Source organism: Pseudoflavonifractor sp. An176 (assembly GCF_002160435.1).
GTDB lineage: Bacteria > Bacillota > Clostridia > Oscillospirales > Oscillospiraceae > Enterenecus > Enterenecus faecium.
This window is the reverse complement of record NZ_NFKO01000020.1, coordinates 1-16709: the sequence shown is the minus strand read 5'-3', so window position 1 is coordinate 16709 and position 16709 is coordinate 1. Positions and strand designations below refer to the sequence as shown.

The following is a 16709-nucleotide window of genomic DNA, read 5'->3' as shown; positions in this document are numbered from 1 at the left end:
GGGGGTCTGCATTCCTGATTTGTTACCACTCCGGCTCTACCTGTTGGAAAGCGCCTGTGAAGGTATTTTTGGTGCAGTTCAGCTGGCTGTGCAGATGGTAGCCAATGGTATTATGGTGGATCAGCTCCGTGTCGGTGAGCTTGCCAAAGTCCCCCTGCACCTCCGCTTCAAACCGCTGGAAGAACTCCGGGTTCCCAACAGACCAGCGCACTTCCACATTGGACACTGGGTTCGGCGCAGAAATGCGGTAGTAGGGCCCGGTGCCCTCCAGCTCCGGGTAGTCGGGGAAGCGGTACTGCTCCAACTCCTTCTGGGTGTACTGATGCACCACGTCGGTGTGTCCGTCGTGCACATACAGACGGTATAGGGCCGCCCCGTCCCCATCTTCTGCTCCAGCCCAGAAGTACAGCACCGAGCGGTCGGCCAGAGGCAGGGGATTCTGGATGCAGGCGGGCGCAGGCGTTCCATCATAGCGATAGGTATACGCCACAGTCAGAGGGTTGGAAATGCCCCGATTCATGGTGGAAATGAGGCCGCTGTCATCCACAAAGAGGGTCTCCTGGTGGTTCCCTTTGTAGTCCATGCGGATGAGGGTCTTGCCATCTACGATGCCGTAGATCCACGCCGGGTCCACCGCCTTGACCTCCAAGTTGTCCGTGTCCCAGACCTTCCACAGCGCCTCCCCGGTTTTTTGGCTGTCCACCAGATACAGGGCGCCGTCCCGATACTCAAAGTCGCACTGGTCGTAAAACCACGCAGAATCCAGGTGCTCAAAGAATTCGTACTCCCGCTCCTGCTCAAAATACTCCTCGTAGGACACCGACGGCTGCTCCGGTACCTCCCAGGGCACCGTCTGGGGCAGCTGGCTCGGGGTGGGACTGGGCTCTCCCTCTGGGGCTCCAGGGGAGCCATGGGCCACCAGGAGGGGGGACAGCCGATCATACACCTTCTGGTACAAGTCCTGACCGTCCACAATGGAGTAATGGGTGTCCCCAAATTGGGCGGATGTGTAGGCGGAATTGGTGCTCAGGTTCACCCGCATGGACCCCTCAGCCAGCCCCACCTGGATGCTGATGTACACAGAGTCCGGCTCCACGGTGTAGGTGTTCGGACGGGGAAAGAGGGTGTTTCGGATGGTGACCCCCTGAAAGAGAGACACCAGATCGCTACTCAATTTCTGGGGAATATTCTCCTGGGAGATGTCACAGTGATAGGTCTCCCCGCTGTTCCAGTAGTCGGCGCTGATGGAGCGCACCTGGAGGGTGTCGGCGAGGTCCAGCATGGGTTTGGAGCGGAAGAACGCGGCGGCGGCCACGGCTACCAGGACCACCAACACCGCTGCAATTGGAAGTATACGTTTCCTGTGTTTCATGGATTGCCCCTCCTCTCATAGGCGCTTAGAACCATACTCTGAGTCCAAAACGTACTTAGGTTACATCGGGGGATTGCCGATCCCACACGCTCCAGACTCCGTCCTCTTTGGTGAGGAAAAAGTTCTGTGTTACCTTTCCCGAATTCATGAATGTCTTGGTGTTGTCATACTCCACATCATACTGGGCAGATACCACCATAAATCGGGTGAGCATATCCTCTTGCGTCCAGTCGGCAAACAGTTCCGACTCCCTGCAGAAATAGTGTTTCCACTGCCACGCCGTCTCAGAGGGAGATGGAGTGATTTCCCCGATGGTGAGGGAGATGGTATACTCCTGCTCCGCCTCTTGTTCCAGCTCGTTTCTCACCGCAGCTACAGCGGCGTCCTGCTCTGCCTGGGAGTAGGAAAACCGCTCCTGGCTGACCTGGTCCGGGTCGGTGAAGGACCATACCCGCTCTGGCAACTGGGAGGGCGGGCCCTCTGGCTCCTCCGGAGGCGGGGTCATGGTGGGCGTGGGAGCTGGCGTGGGGGTGGGCGGCTCTGTAGAGCTCCAAGGGGAGCCATGGGCCACCAGGAGGGGGGACAGCAGCTCATACACCTTCTGGTACAGGTCGGCGCCATTCACAATGGCATAATGGGTGTCCCCAAACTGGGCAGAATTGTAGTCGGAATTGGTGGAGAGGTTCACCAGCATGGACACACGGGCCGTCTCCACCCAGACGTTGAGATACACAGAGTCCGGCTCCATGCGGAAGGACTGGGGGCGCAGGAAGCGGACATTTCGCATCTGGGTCCCTTGAAAGAGGGCAATCAGCTGGTTGTTCAAGTTCTGGGAAATGTCCGTCTGCTCCATGGTAGAGCGGTAGCTCTCCCCGCCGTTCTCGTAGTCAGCCGTAATGAGGGAAATCCGGGGGGAATCGGCGGGGTCCAGCATGGGTTTGGAGCGGAAGAACGCAGCGGTGGCCACCGCCACCAGGACCACCAACACCGCCACAATTTTAAGGGCAGATTTGCGTATGCTTGCCTTTTTCATGAGATATCCCTCCTTATTTATGCAGGCTCCTGAGCGCGGTTCACAGGCTTTCTCTTGTATGTTCAGCATACCATAACAACCCCTTAGGGCCAAGGGTGGACGAGAGAGAAAAACCCTCCGGAAAATTGTACAATTTCCCGGAGGTTTTGGTATTGCGATGGATTATTCGCCCAGCACAGCGGCGCAGCGAGCGCACAGCTGGTTGTGGCCGTGGTCGGTGCCGATGCTGGTGTCGTGGTTCCAGCAGCGGGGGCACTTCTCGCCAGCGGCCAGAGAGACAGCCACGGTGAGGCCCTCGAACTCCTCGCCCTGGTAGCCCTGGCCTTCGCCCTGGGCCACAGTGACCTGGGAGACGATGCACAGGGTGGCCAGATCGGCCTCGGAGAGGTTCATGGCCTGGAACTGCTCGAAGGCGGCAGCGGTGAAGGTGAGGGACAGAGCGGCGTCGGTGCTCTTCTTAATGCCCTGCTCGCTTCTCGCGATCTCCAGAGCCTTGTTCACGTCGTCCCGCAGGGCGATGATGCGGTTCCACTTCTCGTCCTCGGCCTCGGTCATGGAGTAGGCGGGATTGACGGCGGGAATGTCGTTAAAGAGCACGCACTCGGTGTCGTCGCTGTCAGCGTGGGGCATAGCAGCCCAGATCTCCTGGCTGGTGAAGGCCAGGATGGGGGCCAGCAGACGGGTCATACCGTCCACGATGATATACAGGGCGGTCTGAGCGGAGCGGCGGCCCGCCTCATCGCCACAGTACAGGCGGTCCTTGATGATATCCAGGTAGAAGTTGGACATCTCCACCACGCAGAAGTTGTAGATGGCGCGGTAGGCGGCGTGGAACTCGTAGCGCTCATAGGCCCCGCGGCAGGCGGCCACCAGGTTGTTGAACTGGTGCACGGCCCAGCGGTCCAGCTCCATCATGTCGGCCACGGCCACAGGGGCGTTGGGATCGAAGCCGGCCAGGTTGCCCAGCATGTAGCGGGCGGTGTTGCGGATCTTCAGGTAGGCCTGGCTGAGCTGCTTCAAAATCTCGGGGGAGATGCGCATGTCCTGGGTGTAGTCGGCGGAGGCCACCCACAGGCGCAGCATGTCAGCGCCGTAGTCCTTGATCACCTCGTCGGGGGACACGGCATTGCCCAGGGACTTGTGCATGGCCTTACCCTCGCCGTCCACGGTCCAGCCGTGGGTGATGATCTGCTTGTAGGGGGCCACACCCTTGGCGGCGATGGAGGTGAGCATGGAGGACTGGAACCAGCCACGGTACTGGTCGCCGCCCTCCAGGTACACGTCGGCGGGGAAGGTCAGCTCGGAGCGCTCATCCAGCACGGCGGCGTGGGTGGAGCCGGAGTCGAACCACACGTCCATGATGTCGGACTCCTTGGAGAAGTGGACGCCACCACAGTGGGGGCACTTCAGGCCCAGACCCTCCACCAGCTCGTCGGCGGTCTTTTCAAACCAGACATTCGACCCGTGCTCCCGGAACAGCTGGGATACCCGGGCGATGGTCTCGGGGGTGACAAGGTCGGCCCCGCACTGGTCGCAGTAGAAGATGGGGATGGGCACGCCCCACTTGCGCTGACGGGAGATGCACCAGTCGTTGCGCTCGCTGATCATGGAGGTCATGCGGTCCTTGCCCCAGGAGGGGTGCCAGGAGATGTTGTCGCAGCTCTGGACGGCGGTGTCCTTGATGGCGTCCACGGAGCAGAACCACTGCTCGGTGGCACGGTAGATGATGGGGTTCTTGCAGCGCCAGCAGTGGGGGTAGGAGTGGACGATGTTCTCCTTGGCCAGCAGGAAGCCCTCGGCCTCCAGGTCGGCCACCACCAGGTCGTTGCCCTTGGCGTAGAACTGGCCGTTGTACCGCTCGTCGGTCATGACGCCCTTGGCGTTGACGGGCACGGGGGTGCCGATGTGGGTCTTGCCCGCATCGTCGTAGGCCTTGCAGATGTTAAAGTCGTCGGCGCCGAAGCCGGGGGCGGTGTGGACGCAGCCGGTACCGGCGTCCAGGGTCACGTGGTCGCCGCAGAGGATGACGCTCTCCCGGTCGAACAGGGGGTGCTTGGCACGCATCAGCTCGAAGTCGCTGCCCTTGAAGGTGGCCAGCACGGTGCAGGCGGCCTGATCCAGGCCAGCGGCCTTGCACACGGACTCCACCAGGCCCTCAGCCAGGATATACACCTCGCCGCTCTCGGCCTGCAGCAGCACATAGTCGAAGTCGGGGTTGACGGAAATGGCGTAGTTGCCGGGGATGGTCCAGGGGGTGGTGGTCCAAATGACGAAGTAGGTCTTAGAAAGGTCGGTGACGCCAGAAAGCTTGCCCTGGTCGTCCTTCACGGGGAACTTCACGAAGATGGTGGTGCAGGGGTCGTCGGCGTACTCGATCTCCGCCTCGGCCAGAGCGGTCTGGTCGTGGGGGCACCAGTACACGGGCTTCATGCCCTTGTAGATGTAGCCCTTCTCGGCCATCTTGCCGAAGATCTCCACCTGCTTGGCCTCAAATTCCGGCTTGAGGGTCAGGTAGGGGTTCTCCCAGTCGCCGATGACGCCCAGGCGCTGGAACTCGCTGCGCTGGATGTCCACGAAGTTCAGGGCGAAGTCCCGGCACTTGTCCCGGAACTCGGAGTCGGTGAGCTCGTCCCGCTTGATCTTCTTGTCCTTCAAAATGGCGGACTCGATGGGCAGGCCGTGGGTGTCCCAGCCGGGGACATAGGGGGCCTGGAAGCCGGTCATGTTCTTGTAGCGGATGATAATATCCTTCAGAATCTTGTTCAGGGCGGTGCCGATGTGGATGTGGCCGTTGGCGTAGGGAGGGCCGTCGTGGAGGACAAACTTGGGCTTGCCCTCGTTCTTCTTCATCAGCTTGTGATAGGTCTCCACCTCCCACTTGCCGTTGAGCAGCTCAGGCTCCCGCTTGGGAAGGCCCGCCCGCATGGGGAAGTCGGTCTGGGGGAGGTGTACGGTCTTGTTGTAATCCATGGTGGGATTCCTCCTGTGTTTGAGTTTTTGGGGACAAAAAACACCTTTGTCCCTCTGAAATGAGAGACAAAGGTGTGAATAACCTCTGCGGTACCACTCTCGTTGCCTGTGCCACGCACAGACCCCTCGACGGGTCCCAATAACGGAGACCAACCCGGCAAAGCCTACTGGGGCAAAACTTGCCCGTTGGGTTTGCAGCTCCCAGGTGATATTCCCCAAGGCCCGCCCTGCCGCTCTTCCACCCAAGTGAGCGGCTCTCTGGTGGGGGACAGATGGGTACTCGTCCTGTTCCACGCATTTAACCTCTATATCTTATCCAGTTGGCGGGGGTTTGTCAACTGTTTTTGTGACCAAAAAGCCTCCCTCAGGGAGGGAGGTGGCCCGGCGCAAGCCGGGTCGGAGGGAGCCATCTTCTCGGAACTCCGCCCCCCATTTTAATGTGTAGCGTGCCTACGACAAGTTTCAATTTAAATTTTATATTGTTTTTTGAATTGAGCCCCCATATAATGGTGGTATTCGTTTCAATTCATTGCTGTTTTTACGCAAGAAAGGAGAGACCCCATGTTCTACCATGCCTCCCAGACCCCAGGAATTGACGTGCTTCAACCCCGGGTGTCCAACCACCATGTTCCCCTCATTTACTTCTCCAAAAAGCGGGAGAATGTGCTGGTGTACCTGAGCAACGCCATTGAAAAGTATTGCCGGGAGACGGGCTTTGCATACCACGGCCCCTGGCAGAAGTGGGGCCCTTATGGCTTTGACCAGCAGGGCAGGCTGCAATTCCAGGAGTACTACCCCAATGCCCTGGTGGACACCTACCAGGGGGTATCGGGGTACATCTACGGGGTGGAGACGCTGGAGCCCTGTAACTTCCCCCTGGAGATTCCAGATGCCGCCGTGTCCGACGTCCCCGTCCCAGTGGCGACCTGCGAGTTTGTTCCCGACGCTCTGGAGGCCATCTTGCAGGCGGAGCGGGAGGGGCTCATCTCCATTTTGCGCTATGAGCAGCTCTCCCCAGAATTTCAGGACTGGAACCGCCGGACCATCCGGGAGGAGTACGAAAACGCCCAGGACCACCCGGAATACCGCCATTTTCTAGAGGGAAAATTTCACTTAAAAGGATGATTCTATTCCGCCTTGACAGGACACCATTTCCGGGGTATACTCGAAGATAGAAAAGGGGTGCCACCGGTGACGGCTGTCCCCCTCAGGGTTTACTTGGAAGTAACCGCGGGCTGGGGAGCGAGGCGGTTACTTCTTTTTATTGTCCAAAAACAGGGCAACAACACACACAATAAACGTGGAAAAAGCGGAGAACTTGCAACCTCTTTCGGCAAGTTCTCCGCTTTTTCTTATCTTCTGGCCTCGTAGGCAAACCAGCCCTTGCGCTCCAGCTTGCGGGTGATCCGCCAGCCGTTTTGCTCCAGAGCCTGGGCAACTTCCTCCGCCCGGGAGTCAATGATGCCCGAGCACAGGAACACCCCGTCGGGGGTGAGGAAGCGGTGTGCCACGGCGGACAGGGGGATGATGACGTCCGCTACGATGTTGGCCAGTACCACCTGGTTCTGGCCGGGGCGCAGCTGGTCGCCGAACTTCTGGTCGGCCAGCACATTGCCCGCCAGCACGGTGAGGCGGTCCTTGCCGATGCCGTTCATGGCGGCGTTTTCATAGGCCACATCCACCGCCTTGGGGTCAATGTCCACCCCCACGGCGTGCTCTGCCCCCAGTCCCAGGGCAGCAATGGCCAGAATGCCGGAGCCGCAGCCCAGGTCCAGCAGCTTCTCACCGCCGTGGATGTGCTGCTCCATCAGCTCCAGGCACAGCTGGGTGGTGGGGTGGGAGCCGGTGCCGAAGGTGAGGCCGGGATTCAGGTACAGGGGCACCCGGCCGTCGGGGATGGGCTGGCCCTTCATCCACTCGGGGACGATGTACACCCGCTCACCCACCGGGATGGGCTGATAATACTTCTGCCAGGAGGTGGCCCAGTCCTCCTCCCGCAGGGAGACGGTCTGGGGCTCGTACTGCTCCAGGCCCCGGAGGGCGGCTCTCATCTGGGCCTCGCCCTCTTCATTGTCAGGAACATAGAACTTCACCCGGCTGGCCCCCTTCATGTGGCGGGCCAAATCCTCGTCTACATAGTCCCAATATTGGCGGTTTTGCTCCAAAAACTTGAGAAATTCGCCCTCTTCCTCCACCACCAGCCCAGTCATGCCGTTATTGGTGAGGGTGTCGCACACCTGGTCGATGACCTTGGCGGGGACGGGGAGGGTCACTTCCAACCAGCGCTCGCTCATCCTGCGTTCTCTCCTTTGCTGCGTAGTTCCCGCAAGGTCACGTCATAGGCCTCCTGCTGGTGGGGGAGCACCGGCAGGGTCTGGGGCACCTCTGCCCCGGCACAGGTCAGCACCCGCCGCAGCACCTCGTGGGCCAGGGCGGGATTCTTCACCAGCACCGGGCCGGTGAGATGGGTGGCCATCAGATTGCCCCGGATGTACCCCTCAGGGCCCCGCTGGCAGTCATTGCCGAAGCCCATCTCCAGGCTCTCAAAGAGGGGGGTGGACACCCCGGCGGTGAGAGAGCACTTGTTTAGAAAGCCCACCACCGGAGAATGTCCCGGCGGGGTGTTGGCGATGACGTCGTGGGGGGTGCGCTGGCGGGTCTCAATGGTGGTGAAGTCCGCCAGACCCAACCCCTGCCACACCTTGCCCTGGGTGTCGGTGATGGACTGGCCCAGGATTTCCATGGCGTTTCCGGTGAACAGCACCACCGCCCCTCGGTTCAGGGCCCCTTTCAGGTCCTCCACCTGGGGGCGCAGCCCTTCCAGAGCAAACTTCTGGGCCTGCTCGGTGCCGCAGCCCATGTAGATGAGGTGGGCGTTGGAGAGGTCGGGATTCTCCCCGGCCACCACTTCCACCTCATGGCCCAGCGCCTGAGCCATGCGCTGGAGGATTACCAGATTGGCGTACTCCCCGTAGAGGCTCATGCGCTGGGGACACAGATGCACAAATTGCAGTTTCATGTCTCTCACCCCTTACTTTTCCTCAATCTCCACCCGGTCCAACACCTTGTCCCGGTCGGAGAAGCAGGTGACCACGTACACATCTTCGCTGCCGCTGCCCTCCAGGTACTCCACCGCCTGGGGGATGCTGGCTTCCAGCACCACCTTGTCCTGGGGCACGGCGGAGCAGGCAAAGCGCAGAGCCAGGTCGTTGACGTAGCGGCCGGAGAGCACCACCCGCTGCACGTGAGGGGCGGCGAGCATGTCGAAGTCAATGTCCCACAGCCAGCTGGTCTCCCCGGTGAAATATTTCCGGGAGATGGCGTCCACCACCACCAGCACGGAACAGGGGGTCTTGGTGTCCCGGATGTACCGCAAGTTGGTGTCGTAGGCCACGGAATTCTCGTGCTTGCTGGTCAGCAGGGTGCCGTGGTGCTGGCCCAGGGTAAAGCGCACCATGCGCCCGTTTTTCAGAATGTAGTTGTTGATGACCCCGGCGGCAGTGGCCTTGTCCACCCCGATCATGCGGCAGGCGGACCAGGCGGCCAGGATGTTGTACACGTTGTAGATGGAGCGGAAGGCCAGCTGAATGGGGGTGTCCCCGTCCAGCACCAGCTGTCCCGCCTCCAAATCCAGACCCGTCACGGCAAAGTCGGGGTGGGGCCGGTGGTGGTCACACTGGGTGCAGCGGTAGTGGCCAATGTGGTTGTAGTGGTACAGCTCGTACTCCATGGGCGCGCCGCAGGCGGGGCAGAAGGCCCCGTCGTGGTACATGCCGTGGTGCTCCTTCGTGGCCCCGGGCCAGGCCTCCAGCCCAAACCACTTCACCGGGTTGCCCTGGTGGGCAAAGCAGGCCACCTGAGGGTCGTCGGCGTTGAGCACCAGGGTGGTGGAGGGGTGAATGGCGGGGAGAATGGCGTCATACACCCACTGGGGGTGTCCGTTGCGGGTGAGCTGGTCCCGGTAGAGGTTGGTGATGACGAAGTGGGTGGGGTGGAACCAGTGGAAGGTGTGGCGGGCGTACCGCTCGTCGCTCTCTAAGAGGAGCACGTCTCCCCGCACCCGGCCCCCCAGGTCGCACTGGGACAGGATGAGGGTGGTGACACCCTCGATCTGATTGGAGCCCTCGGCGTTGTACACCACGTTCTTCCCGGCGGCCTTCAAAATGGCGGCGATCATCTCCACGGTGGAGGTCTTGCCGTTGGAGCCGGTGACGGCGATGACGTAGGGGGGCAGCTTCACCCGGCTCAGCACGTCGGGGCACACCTTCAAGGCGAACTGCCCGGGCAGGGAGGAGCCCCGGCCCAGCAGTTTGCCCACCAGGCGCATGAATTTACACAGAATGATGGCTAAAAATCGTCTCATGGTACCAGCCTCTTTTCTCAGTTTGACGGGTTATGGACCCGGTCCAGCCAGATCATCAGAGCCGCCAGGTCCGCCGGGCTCACCCCGCTGATGCGCCCTGCCTGGCCCAGGTTCAAGGGCTGAATGTCGCTCAGCTTCTGCCGGGCCTCCAGCCGCAGGCCCTGGATGGCGTTGTAGTCGGTATTGGGGGGAATGGCCCGGCTCTCCAGCTTGGCCATCTCCGCCACCTGCCGCTTCTGCCGCTCAATGTACCCCTGGTACTTCACCGAGATTTCCACTTGCTGCGCCACTTCTGTGGAAATCTTCGGGCGGTCCGGGTCGAAGGGGGTGAGGTCGGTGTACGTCACCCGTGGACGGCGCAGCAGGTCCGCCAGCCGTGCCCCGTGGGGGCAGGGGGGCTCGTCCCGGGCGGCCAGCATCTCATCCAGCTGGGGGGAGGGGGCGGCTCCGGTGTGCTCCAGCCGCTTGGCCTCCCGCTCCACGGCGGCGTATTTCTCCTCCACCGCCTGCATCCGCTCCTCACTCACCAGCCCCACCCGGTATCCCAGGTGGCACAGCCGCTGGTCGGCGTTGTCCTGGCGGTGGATGAGGCGGTACTCGGTGCGGGAGGTCATCATGCGGTAGGGCTCGTCGGTGCCCTTGGTGACCAGGTCGTCGATCAGGACCCCGATGTACCCGTCTCCTCGGGAGAGGATGAGGGGCGGCTCGCCTTTCAGCTTCAAAGCGGCGTTGATGCCTGCAATCAAGCCCTGGGCGGCGGCCTCCTCGTAGCCGGAGGAGCCGTTGAACTGCCCGGCCCCATACAGGCCCGGCACACCCTTAAACTCCAGGGTGGGCAGCAGCTGAGTGGGGTCTACGCAGTCGTACTCGATGGCGTAGGCGGGGCGGGTCATCTCCGCCTCTTCCAGCCCCGGAATGGTGTGGAGCATTTGGACCTGCACCTCCTCAGGCAGGGAGGAGGAGAAGCCCTGGATGTACAGCTCCTCGGTGTTCAGCCCCATGGGCTCAATGAACAGCTGGTGGCGGGGCTTGTCGGGGAATCGCTCCACCTTGGTCTCAATGGAGGGGCAATACCGGGGGCCCACCCCCTCGATGGTGCCATCGTACAGGGGGGATTGGTCCCAGTTGGCCCGAATGATGGCGTGGGTGTGCTCGTTGGTGTAGGTGAGGTAGCACACCGCCTGGTTTTGGGGTGGCTCCTTTGTGGAGAAGGAGAAGGGCACCACCTCTTGGTCCCCCTCTTGCAGCTCCATGGGGGAGAAGTCCACGCTGCGGCGGTGGACTCTGGGGGGTGTGCCCGTCTTAAAGCGGCGCAGGCGCAGCCCCAGCCGCTCCAGACAGGCGGAGAGGGACTGGGCGGCGGCCATGCCGTCGGGGCCGGAGTCCCGCACCACAGGGCCCACAATGGTGCGGCCCTTCAAGTAGGTGCCGCTGGCGATGATGGCGGCTTTCACCTGGTAGGTGGCCCCGGTCTCGGTGACCACGGCGGACACCGCCCCCGCCTCGTCGGTGAGAATGTCCACAATTTCCCCCTGTTTCACCCACAGGTTGGGCTGCTTTTCCAGGGTGTGCTTGCACACCTCCTGGTACCGTCTGCGGTCTGCCTGGGCCCGCAGGGACCACACGGCGGGGCCTTTGCCCCGGTTGAGCATCCGGTACTGGATGCAGGCGGCGTCGGCGGCTTTGGCCATCTCGCCGCCCAGGGCGTCAATTTCCCGCACCAGGTGGCCCTTGCCCGTGCCGCCGATGGCGGGGTTACAGGGCATGTTGCCCACGGCGTCCAGGTTGATGGTGAAGCACAGGGTGCGCAGCCCCAGCCGGGCGGCGGCCAGGGCCGCCTCGATACCGGCGTGGCCCGCCCCGATGACGGCAATGTCAAATTGTCCTGCTTGATAGGCCATGAAAACAAGTCCTTTTGTGTCTATATTTGCTTGCCTCTCCCTCTGGGAGAGGTGGCAGCCCATCAGGGCTGACGGAGAGGGTGCTGCCTGTTCTTTGACGCACGCCCTGTGGTGCTGTGGTAGGGGCCGTGGCTTGCCCGGCCCAAAGCCTCCCTCAGGGAGGGAGGTGGCCCGGCGTGAGCCGGGGCGGAGGGATGGACCGTCTAACCGCACAGTCGCTGGCTTGCCAGCCTGGCGGGGACGCTCCCCGCTGGGGGTTCCTTTTGTTCGGGCAAAAGGAACCAAAACCCGCCTAGGGCGTTCCCCCCTAGGTACCCCCCTTGGGGTACCAGGCTGGGTGTGCGTCAAGTCTGGGTTCGGCCCGTCTGTCTTGCTGTGGCTCCTATTTGTGCCACCACACCAGGCCCCCTTGGGCAGCTGGCCCTATGGCGTGGCGGTTTCCACATCCGGGCCTACCCCGGAGAAGCGGCGTTCCCGCCGCCGGGAGCCAGGCAGTCGGCAACTGGGAACAGTTGCATACCAGGGTAAGGCCCTGGAGGTAGAAGTGGTATTTCCCGTAGAAGCTGGCACTTGCAAAAGAATTGCCATGCCATCTATGTGACCCCACCGGGCCAAGGGCCGGAAATAGGAGAATGCACACGCCTCCCAGTACCGCGGGGTGGATTCCACAAGGCGGGGGAAGGCCCCGCCTTTGGCGATTCTTTCGTCTCTTTCTCATCGCTGAGAAAGAGACCCCAGCGGAGCGTCCCTGCCAGGGGCGCTGGTTGGTGCCTGAGATACGGGAGAAGGCCAGGCCCTCTCCCGTAGGGCCAGGGGTGTGGCGCTTATTGGGCCACTAGTTCCAATACCGAAATCTCGGGCCGATTGAACATCCGAAATCCCGGAATGGGGGTGGTGTTATTGCCCAGTCCCCGGGTGGCGTACAGGGTGCTCTCTCCCAGGGTGTACACCCCGGCGGTCCAGGTGGGGAAGAGGTCACCCCCCGAGCCGAATACCCCGTCGGTGAAGGGCAGGCGCACCAGCCCCCCGTGGGCGTGGCCGGACAGCACCAGGGCGTAGCCACAGGCGGCGTATCGGTCAAAGTAGTTGTTGCGGTGGGCCAGGAGCAGGGTACACAGGCCCGGATGGTCCTGCTGGATCTCCTCATACAGCTCCTGGGGCGTCTTCTGGTCGGCGTAGCCGTTGGCGTCGTCCACCCCGGCCAGCACCACCTGGTCCCCATTCCGCTCCAGCACCACGTACTGGTTGGACAGCACCGTCACCCCGTTTTCGGCTAACAGCTCCTTGGTCTGGCGAATATCCCCCACCGCCCACTCGTGGTTTCCCGTGACGAAGTAGGTGGGGGCGATGGCGGACAGGCCCCGGGCCAGGGCGGGGAGGGTGCCCCGCTGGCTGGCCTGGTCGATGATATCCCCGGTGAGGGCGATGAGCTCGGGGCTCTGGGCGGCAATCTGCTCCAGCAGGTCCCGGTGGTCCTCCCCGTACTGGTGGCCGTGGAGGTCGGACAGGTGCACCACCCGCATCCCCTCAAAGCCCTGGGGCAGGCCGGAGACGGGCACCTGGGTGTGGGTCACCTCCAGCCCCCAAAACTGCCAGTTGAGGAAGGCGGCGCCCCCTAAAATACACGCGGTGACCCCCAGGGCAGCGCCCAGGGCACGCAGTGGTTTTTTAATCTTCATCGTGGAGGTAGTAGGGCCGCATCAGGCTGCGGTGCTCGGTGGAGTCCTTCTGGCGGTTGGAGCGGGGGGCAGACTCGATGGGGCGGGGCCGATCGTTGCCCCGGGAGCGGCGGCGCTTGCCGGACAGAGAGGGGGGCAGGATGGAGGGTTTCTCCCCCTTGTGCTTCTTGCCGCCCTTGCCCTCCTGGGCTTTGGGAGGCTGGGGCTCCTTCTTGAGCTTTTCCTGCTTGGGCTGCTCCTTCCGGGGTTTCTCCTGCTTGGCAGGCTGCTCCTTCCGGCCCTTGCGCTCCCGCTGCGGCTTCTCGCTGCGGGGCGGCTGGACGGGACGGCGAGGGGCCAGCAGCCGGGCGGTGGCGTCCATAATCACGTCCGAATCCAGGGGATTGGGCTTGTAGAAGTCGGTCTCGGGCATGGCGGGCTGCTGGGGCAGGGTGTCGGACAGCTTGCCTTGGCGCACGCCACGCTTGTGGTGGTGGGGCTCCTCGGGGATGGGAGCGGGAGCGGGGGCAGGCTGAGGGGCCTTCTCCCGGCGAGGCTTCTCCTTCCGGGGCTTTTCCTGCTTGGGCTTGTCGGCCTTGGCGGGCTTTTCCGGCTTGGGAGGCTGCTCCGCTTTGGCGGCCTTCTCTGCCTTCTGGGCCTGGGCTTCCTCCTGCCGCTGACGGCGGCGGTCCCGGGCGGCCTGACGGGCCTCGGCGTCCTCGGCGTTGATGATGCGGCCATTCTTGTCCCGCTTGGGGGCCTCCAGATTCACCATGGGGAAGGGATGGTCCTCCACCACGGGGATGGAGCGGCCCAGCAGCTTCTCAATGGCCTTCAGCTCGGCCTTCTCGTCAAACTGGCAGAAGGAGATGGCGGTGCCGGAGTGACCCGCCCGGCCGGTGCGGCCAATGCGGTGGACGTAGGTCTCGGGCACATCGGGGAGGTTGTAGTTGAACACCCAGGACAGCTCGTCGATGTCAATGCCCCGGGCGGCGATGTCGGTGGCCACCAGCACCCGTACCCGCCCCGCCTTAAAGTCGTTGAGGGCCTGGACCCGGGCGGTCTGGCTCTTGTTGCCGTGGATGGCGGCGGCGGTGATGCCCTGGGCGTTGAGGTCCCGGGCAATGCGGTTGGCCCCGTGCTTGGTGCGGGAGAACACCAGGGCGGCGGGAATGTCCCACTTCTGGATTAAGTGGCACAGCAGCTTGGTCTTGTTGTTCTTATCCACGTAGAACAGCTTTTGGCCGATGACCTCCACCGGGGAGGACACCGGGTCCACCGCCACCCGGGCGTAGTCGTGGAGCAGGGCGTTGACCAGCTCCATGACCTCGGGGGGCATGGTGGCGGAGAAGAAGAGGGTCTGCTTTTTGCGGGGCAGCAGCTTGAGCACCCGGCGCACGTCGTGGATAAAGCCCATGTCCAGCATCCGGTCCGCCTCGTCCAGGACGAACATCTCAATGTGGCTCAAATCCAGCAGGCCCTGGCCGTGGAGGTCTAAGAGGCGGCCGGGGGTGGCCACCAGAATGTCCAGACCCTTTTTGATTTGATCCACCTGGGGCTGCTGGCCCACGCCGCCGAAGATGACGGCGCTGCGCAGGGGCAGGTGCTTGCCGTAGGCCACCAGGGAGTCCTGAATCTGGATGGCCAGCTCCCGGGTGGGGGTGAGGATCAGGGCCCGGATGACCCGGGGGTTGGGGACCTTCTTGGACAGACGCTGCAAAATGGGGGCGGAAAAGGCGCAGGTCTTGCCGGTGCCCGTCTGGGCGCAGCCCAGCACGTCCCTTCCGGCCAGGGCGGGGGGAATGGCCCCTTGCTGGATGGGAGTGGGGGCGGTGTACTCCTGCTCTGCCAGGGCCTTCAAGATGGGGTCACAAAGACCCAGTTGTTTGAAATTCATGTGATCGTTCCTTTACTTGTATTGCGTCAAAGCCTGTTGCACGGATACGACCGTCTCCGCCAGGCTCTGGTTGTGCACGGGGACGGTGAGATGGGCGCAAGCTTCATAGAGCGGGGTACGGTAGGCGTAGACGTCGGCCAAAGTCTGGCCGGGCTGGAGGGCAATGCCCCGGGTGGACATGTTGTGGATGCGCCCTTCCACTTCCTCCAGCGTCAGCTGCAAATAGACCACGGTACCCAAACTGCGCATGTGTTCGATGGCCCGCTCCCGGCAGATGCAGCTGCCGCCGGGGGCGATGACGGTGTGGTGGCAGTGCACCGAGGCGATGGCGTCCGCCTCCGCGTCCAGAAACCACTCCACACCCTTTTCATCCAACAGCTCTTGCAGCAGTGCCCCCTGCTGCTGCTGAAGGAGCAAATCCACGTCCAGAAAGTCGTAGCCCAGGGTCTTGGCCAGGACCACGCCCACGCTGCTCTTTCCCGAACCGGGCATTCCAATTAAGATGATGTTGTCCATCTGCCTCACATCCCATACGCAGGCCCATCTCCTCGTGGGAGGATGGGCGATATTTGCCCATGATAAGACAGACTATTATATCAGATTCCACCTGGAAAAGGCAAGAGGGAGGGGGGCCTGCTCCCGGCTTTGCGTCCCTTCCTGTGGTGTGCTGTGGTAGGGGCCGTGGCTTGCCCGGCCCGTTGGCTCCCTGGCATTGCTCTGGAGGATTCGGGAGGGGCAAGTCCCTCCCCTACGGCCGAAAAACCAGGGAAAGTGGAACTGTTTAAAGCCTTTTCAGCGTACGGCACCCCGCCTTGCCTCTCCCTTTGGGAGAGGTGGCACAGCGCCAGCTGTGACGGAGAGGGCTACAAGGAGTGGCGATGTTTGAGGCCTTTCCGGGCAAATAGCAGCACCCCTGGAGCAGGATTTGCTCCAGGGGTGCGGTCTGGTTTTCGTTACGCTTTGCGCTTATTGGCAGCCAGGGTCAGCAGGGAAACGGCGGCCAGCATCATGACGCTTAGATAAGCCATGAGCGGGGCGTGGTCCCCGGTGGGGGGCACTGGCTCACTACCGGAGGACTCCACCACATTGGCCAGCACATAGGTGCTGAAATGGGTGAGGTTGGCGGTGACGGTGCGGGCGTCCGGGTCCACGGTGATCTCCACTTCCTGATACTTGCCGTCCTCCGACACATAGAACAGCTTGAGGTGGTCGGCGGTCAGGTTCTGGGGGATACCAAAGGTGACGGACAGAGCGCCGTCGGGCTGGACGGCATTGCCGTCCCGGGTGGCGGTAAACTCGAAGATGGCGGTATGGTCCATCTTGTCTACCACCTGAGCCAGGGCCTTGGTGACGCTGTCGTAAATGGCGCCCTGGGTGATGTTTTCCACGGTGACGGTGGTGCCGGAGGCAAACACCTTCCCGGCGTTGTTGAGCACCAGGTCCACGCCGCCCACGGTGGCCTCGGCCTTGTCCCCGCTGACGGGGATGTCCACCTTGTCCTGGGGAGCTGGGGTG

12 protein-coding genes and 1 other annotated feature are annotated in these 16709 nt (G+C 62.6%); of the genes, 1 reads left to right on the top strand and 11 read right to left on the bottom strand.

Features of this window, described 5'->3' with window-relative positions:
- Positions 1 to 22: 22 nt before the first annotated feature.
- The 3 genes from B5F12_RS08540 to ileS form a co-directional block, all read right to left on the bottom strand.
- Positions 23 to 1372: a hypothetical protein gene (locus tag B5F12_RS08540; RefSeq protein WP_143482364.1), complete on the bottom strand. Its 1350-nt coding sequence runs from the start codon at positions 1370 to 1372 to the stop codon at positions 23 to 25.
- Between the two features lie 55 nt (positions 1373 to 1427).
- Positions 1428 to 2405, bottom strand: a complete 978-nt coding sequence (locus B5F12_RS08535) for a hypothetical protein (protein ID WP_087233234.1) — start codon at positions 2403 to 2405, stop codon at positions 1428 to 1430.
- 162 nt (positions 2406 to 2567) lie between these two features.
- A complete protein-coding gene (ileS, locus tag B5F12_RS08530; protein ID WP_087233232.1) occupies positions 2568 to 5375 on the bottom strand; it encodes an isoleucine--tRNA ligase in 2808 nt (935 codons plus the stop codon).
- A gap of 59 nt (positions 5376 to 5434) precedes the next feature.
- Positions 5435 to 5677: a binding site (T-box leader), on the bottom strand.
- 259 nt (positions 5678 to 5936) lie between these two features.
- Between ileS and B5F12_RS08525 the strand changes: the two genes are divergently transcribed.
- Positions 5937 to 6500 carry a hypothetical protein gene (locus B5F12_RS08525; RefSeq protein ID WP_087233229.1) on the top strand — a complete coding sequence of 188 codons (564 nt, stop codon included), beginning with the start codon at positions 5937 to 5939 and terminating at the stop codon, positions 6498 to 6500.
- 227 nt (positions 6501 to 6727) lie between these two features.
- Here B5F12_RS08525 and prmA read toward each other — a convergent pair whose 3' ends face one another.
- The 8 genes from prmA to B5F12_RS11880 form a co-directional block, all read right to left on the bottom strand.
- Positions 6728 to 7669 carry a 50S ribosomal protein L11 methyltransferase gene (gene prmA / locus B5F12_RS08520; RefSeq protein WP_087233226.1) on the bottom strand — a complete coding sequence of 314 codons (942 nt, stop codon included), beginning with the start codon at positions 7667 to 7669 and terminating at the stop codon, positions 6728 to 6730.
- Positions 7666 to 8394: a hypothetical protein gene (locus B5F12_RS08515; protein ID WP_087233223.1), complete on the bottom strand. Its 729-nt coding sequence runs from the start codon at positions 8392 to 8394 to the stop codon at positions 7666 to 7668. Before B5F12_RS08515 ends, prmA begins: the two co-directional genes overlap by 4 nt.
- Before the next feature lie 12 nt (positions 8395 to 8406).
- Positions 8407 to 9738 carry a Mur ligase family protein gene (locus B5F12_RS08510; RefSeq protein ID WP_087233220.1) on the bottom strand — a complete coding sequence of 444 codons (1332 nt, stop codon included), beginning with the start codon at positions 9736 to 9738 and terminating at the stop codon, positions 8407 to 8409.
- A 17-nt stretch (positions 9739 to 9755) separates the two neighbouring features.
- Complete coding sequence (mnmG, locus tag B5F12_RS08505) at positions 9756 to 11639, bottom strand: tRNA uridine-5-carboxymethylaminomethyl(34) synthesis enzyme MnmG (protein ID WP_087233217.1); 1884 nt, start codon at positions 11637 to 11639, stop codon at positions 9756 to 9758.
- 824 nt (positions 11640 to 12463) lie between these two features.
- Positions 12464 to 13318, bottom strand: a complete 855-nt coding sequence (locus B5F12_RS08500; protein ID WP_087233214.1) for a metallophosphoesterase — start codon at positions 13316 to 13318, stop codon at positions 12464 to 12466.
- On the bottom strand, positions 13308 to 15194 hold the full coding sequence (locus tag B5F12_RS08495) for a DEAD/DEAH box helicase (RefSeq protein WP_087233211.1): 1887 nt from the start codon (positions 15192 to 15194) through the stop codon (positions 13308 to 13310). Before B5F12_RS08495 ends, B5F12_RS08500 begins: the two co-directional genes overlap by 11 nt.
- Positions 15195 to 15206: 12 nt before the next feature.
- Positions 15207 to 15710 (bottom strand): shikimate kinase, encoded by a 504-nt coding sequence (locus B5F12_RS08490; RefSeq protein WP_087233208.1) that lies wholly within the window; start codon positions 15708 to 15710, stop codon positions 15207 to 15209.
- Positions 15711 to 16147: 437 nt separating this feature from the next.
- A partial coding sequence (locus B5F12_RS11880) for a hypothetical protein (protein ID WP_158096786.1) occupies positions 16148 to 16709 on the bottom strand: 562 nt, incomplete at its 5' end.

Bases quoted from the DNA above. Each gene is read 5' to 3' on its own strand.
- B5F12_RS08490 (WP_087233208.1), bottom strand. From the start codon at position 15,710: ATGGACAACATCATCTTAATTGGAATGCCCGGTTCGGGAAAGAGCAGC.
- B5F12_RS08540 (WP_143482364.1), bottom strand. From the start codon at position 1,372: ATGAAACACAGGAAACGTATACTTCCAATTGCAGCGGTGTTGGTGGTC.
- B5F12_RS08510 (WP_087233220.1), bottom strand. From the start codon at position 9,738: ATGAGACGATTTTTAGCCATCATTCTGTGTAAATTCATGCGCCTGGTG.
- ileS (WP_087233232.1), bottom strand. From the start codon at position 5,375: ATGGATTACAACAAGACCGTACACCTCCCCCAGACCGACTTCCCCATG.
- mnmG (WP_087233217.1), bottom strand. From the start codon at position 11,639: ATGGCCTATCAAGCAGGACAATTTGACATTGCCGTCATCGGGGCGGGC.
- B5F12_RS08535 (WP_087233234.1), bottom strand. From the start codon at position 2,405: ATGAAAAAGGCAAGCATACGCAAATCTGCCCTTAAAATTGTGGCGGTG.
- B5F12_RS08495 (WP_087233211.1), bottom strand. From the start codon at position 15,194: ATGAATTTCAAACAACTGGGTCTTTGTGACCCCATCTTGAAGGCCCTG.
- B5F12_RS08500 (WP_087233214.1), bottom strand. From the start codon at position 13,318: ATGAAGATTAAAAAACCACTGCGTGCCCTGGGCGCTGCCCTGGGGGTC.
- prmA (WP_087233226.1), bottom strand. From the start codon at position 7,669: ATGAGCGAGCGCTGGTTGGAAGTGACCCTCCCCGTCCCCGCCAAGGTC.
- B5F12_RS08525 (WP_087233229.1), top strand. From the start codon at position 5,937: ATGTTCTACCATGCCTCCCAGACCCCAGGAATTGACGTGCTTCAACCC.
- B5F12_RS08515 (WP_087233223.1), bottom strand. From the start codon at position 8,394: ATGAAACTGCAATTTGTGCATCTGTGTCCCCAGCGCATGAGCCTCTAC.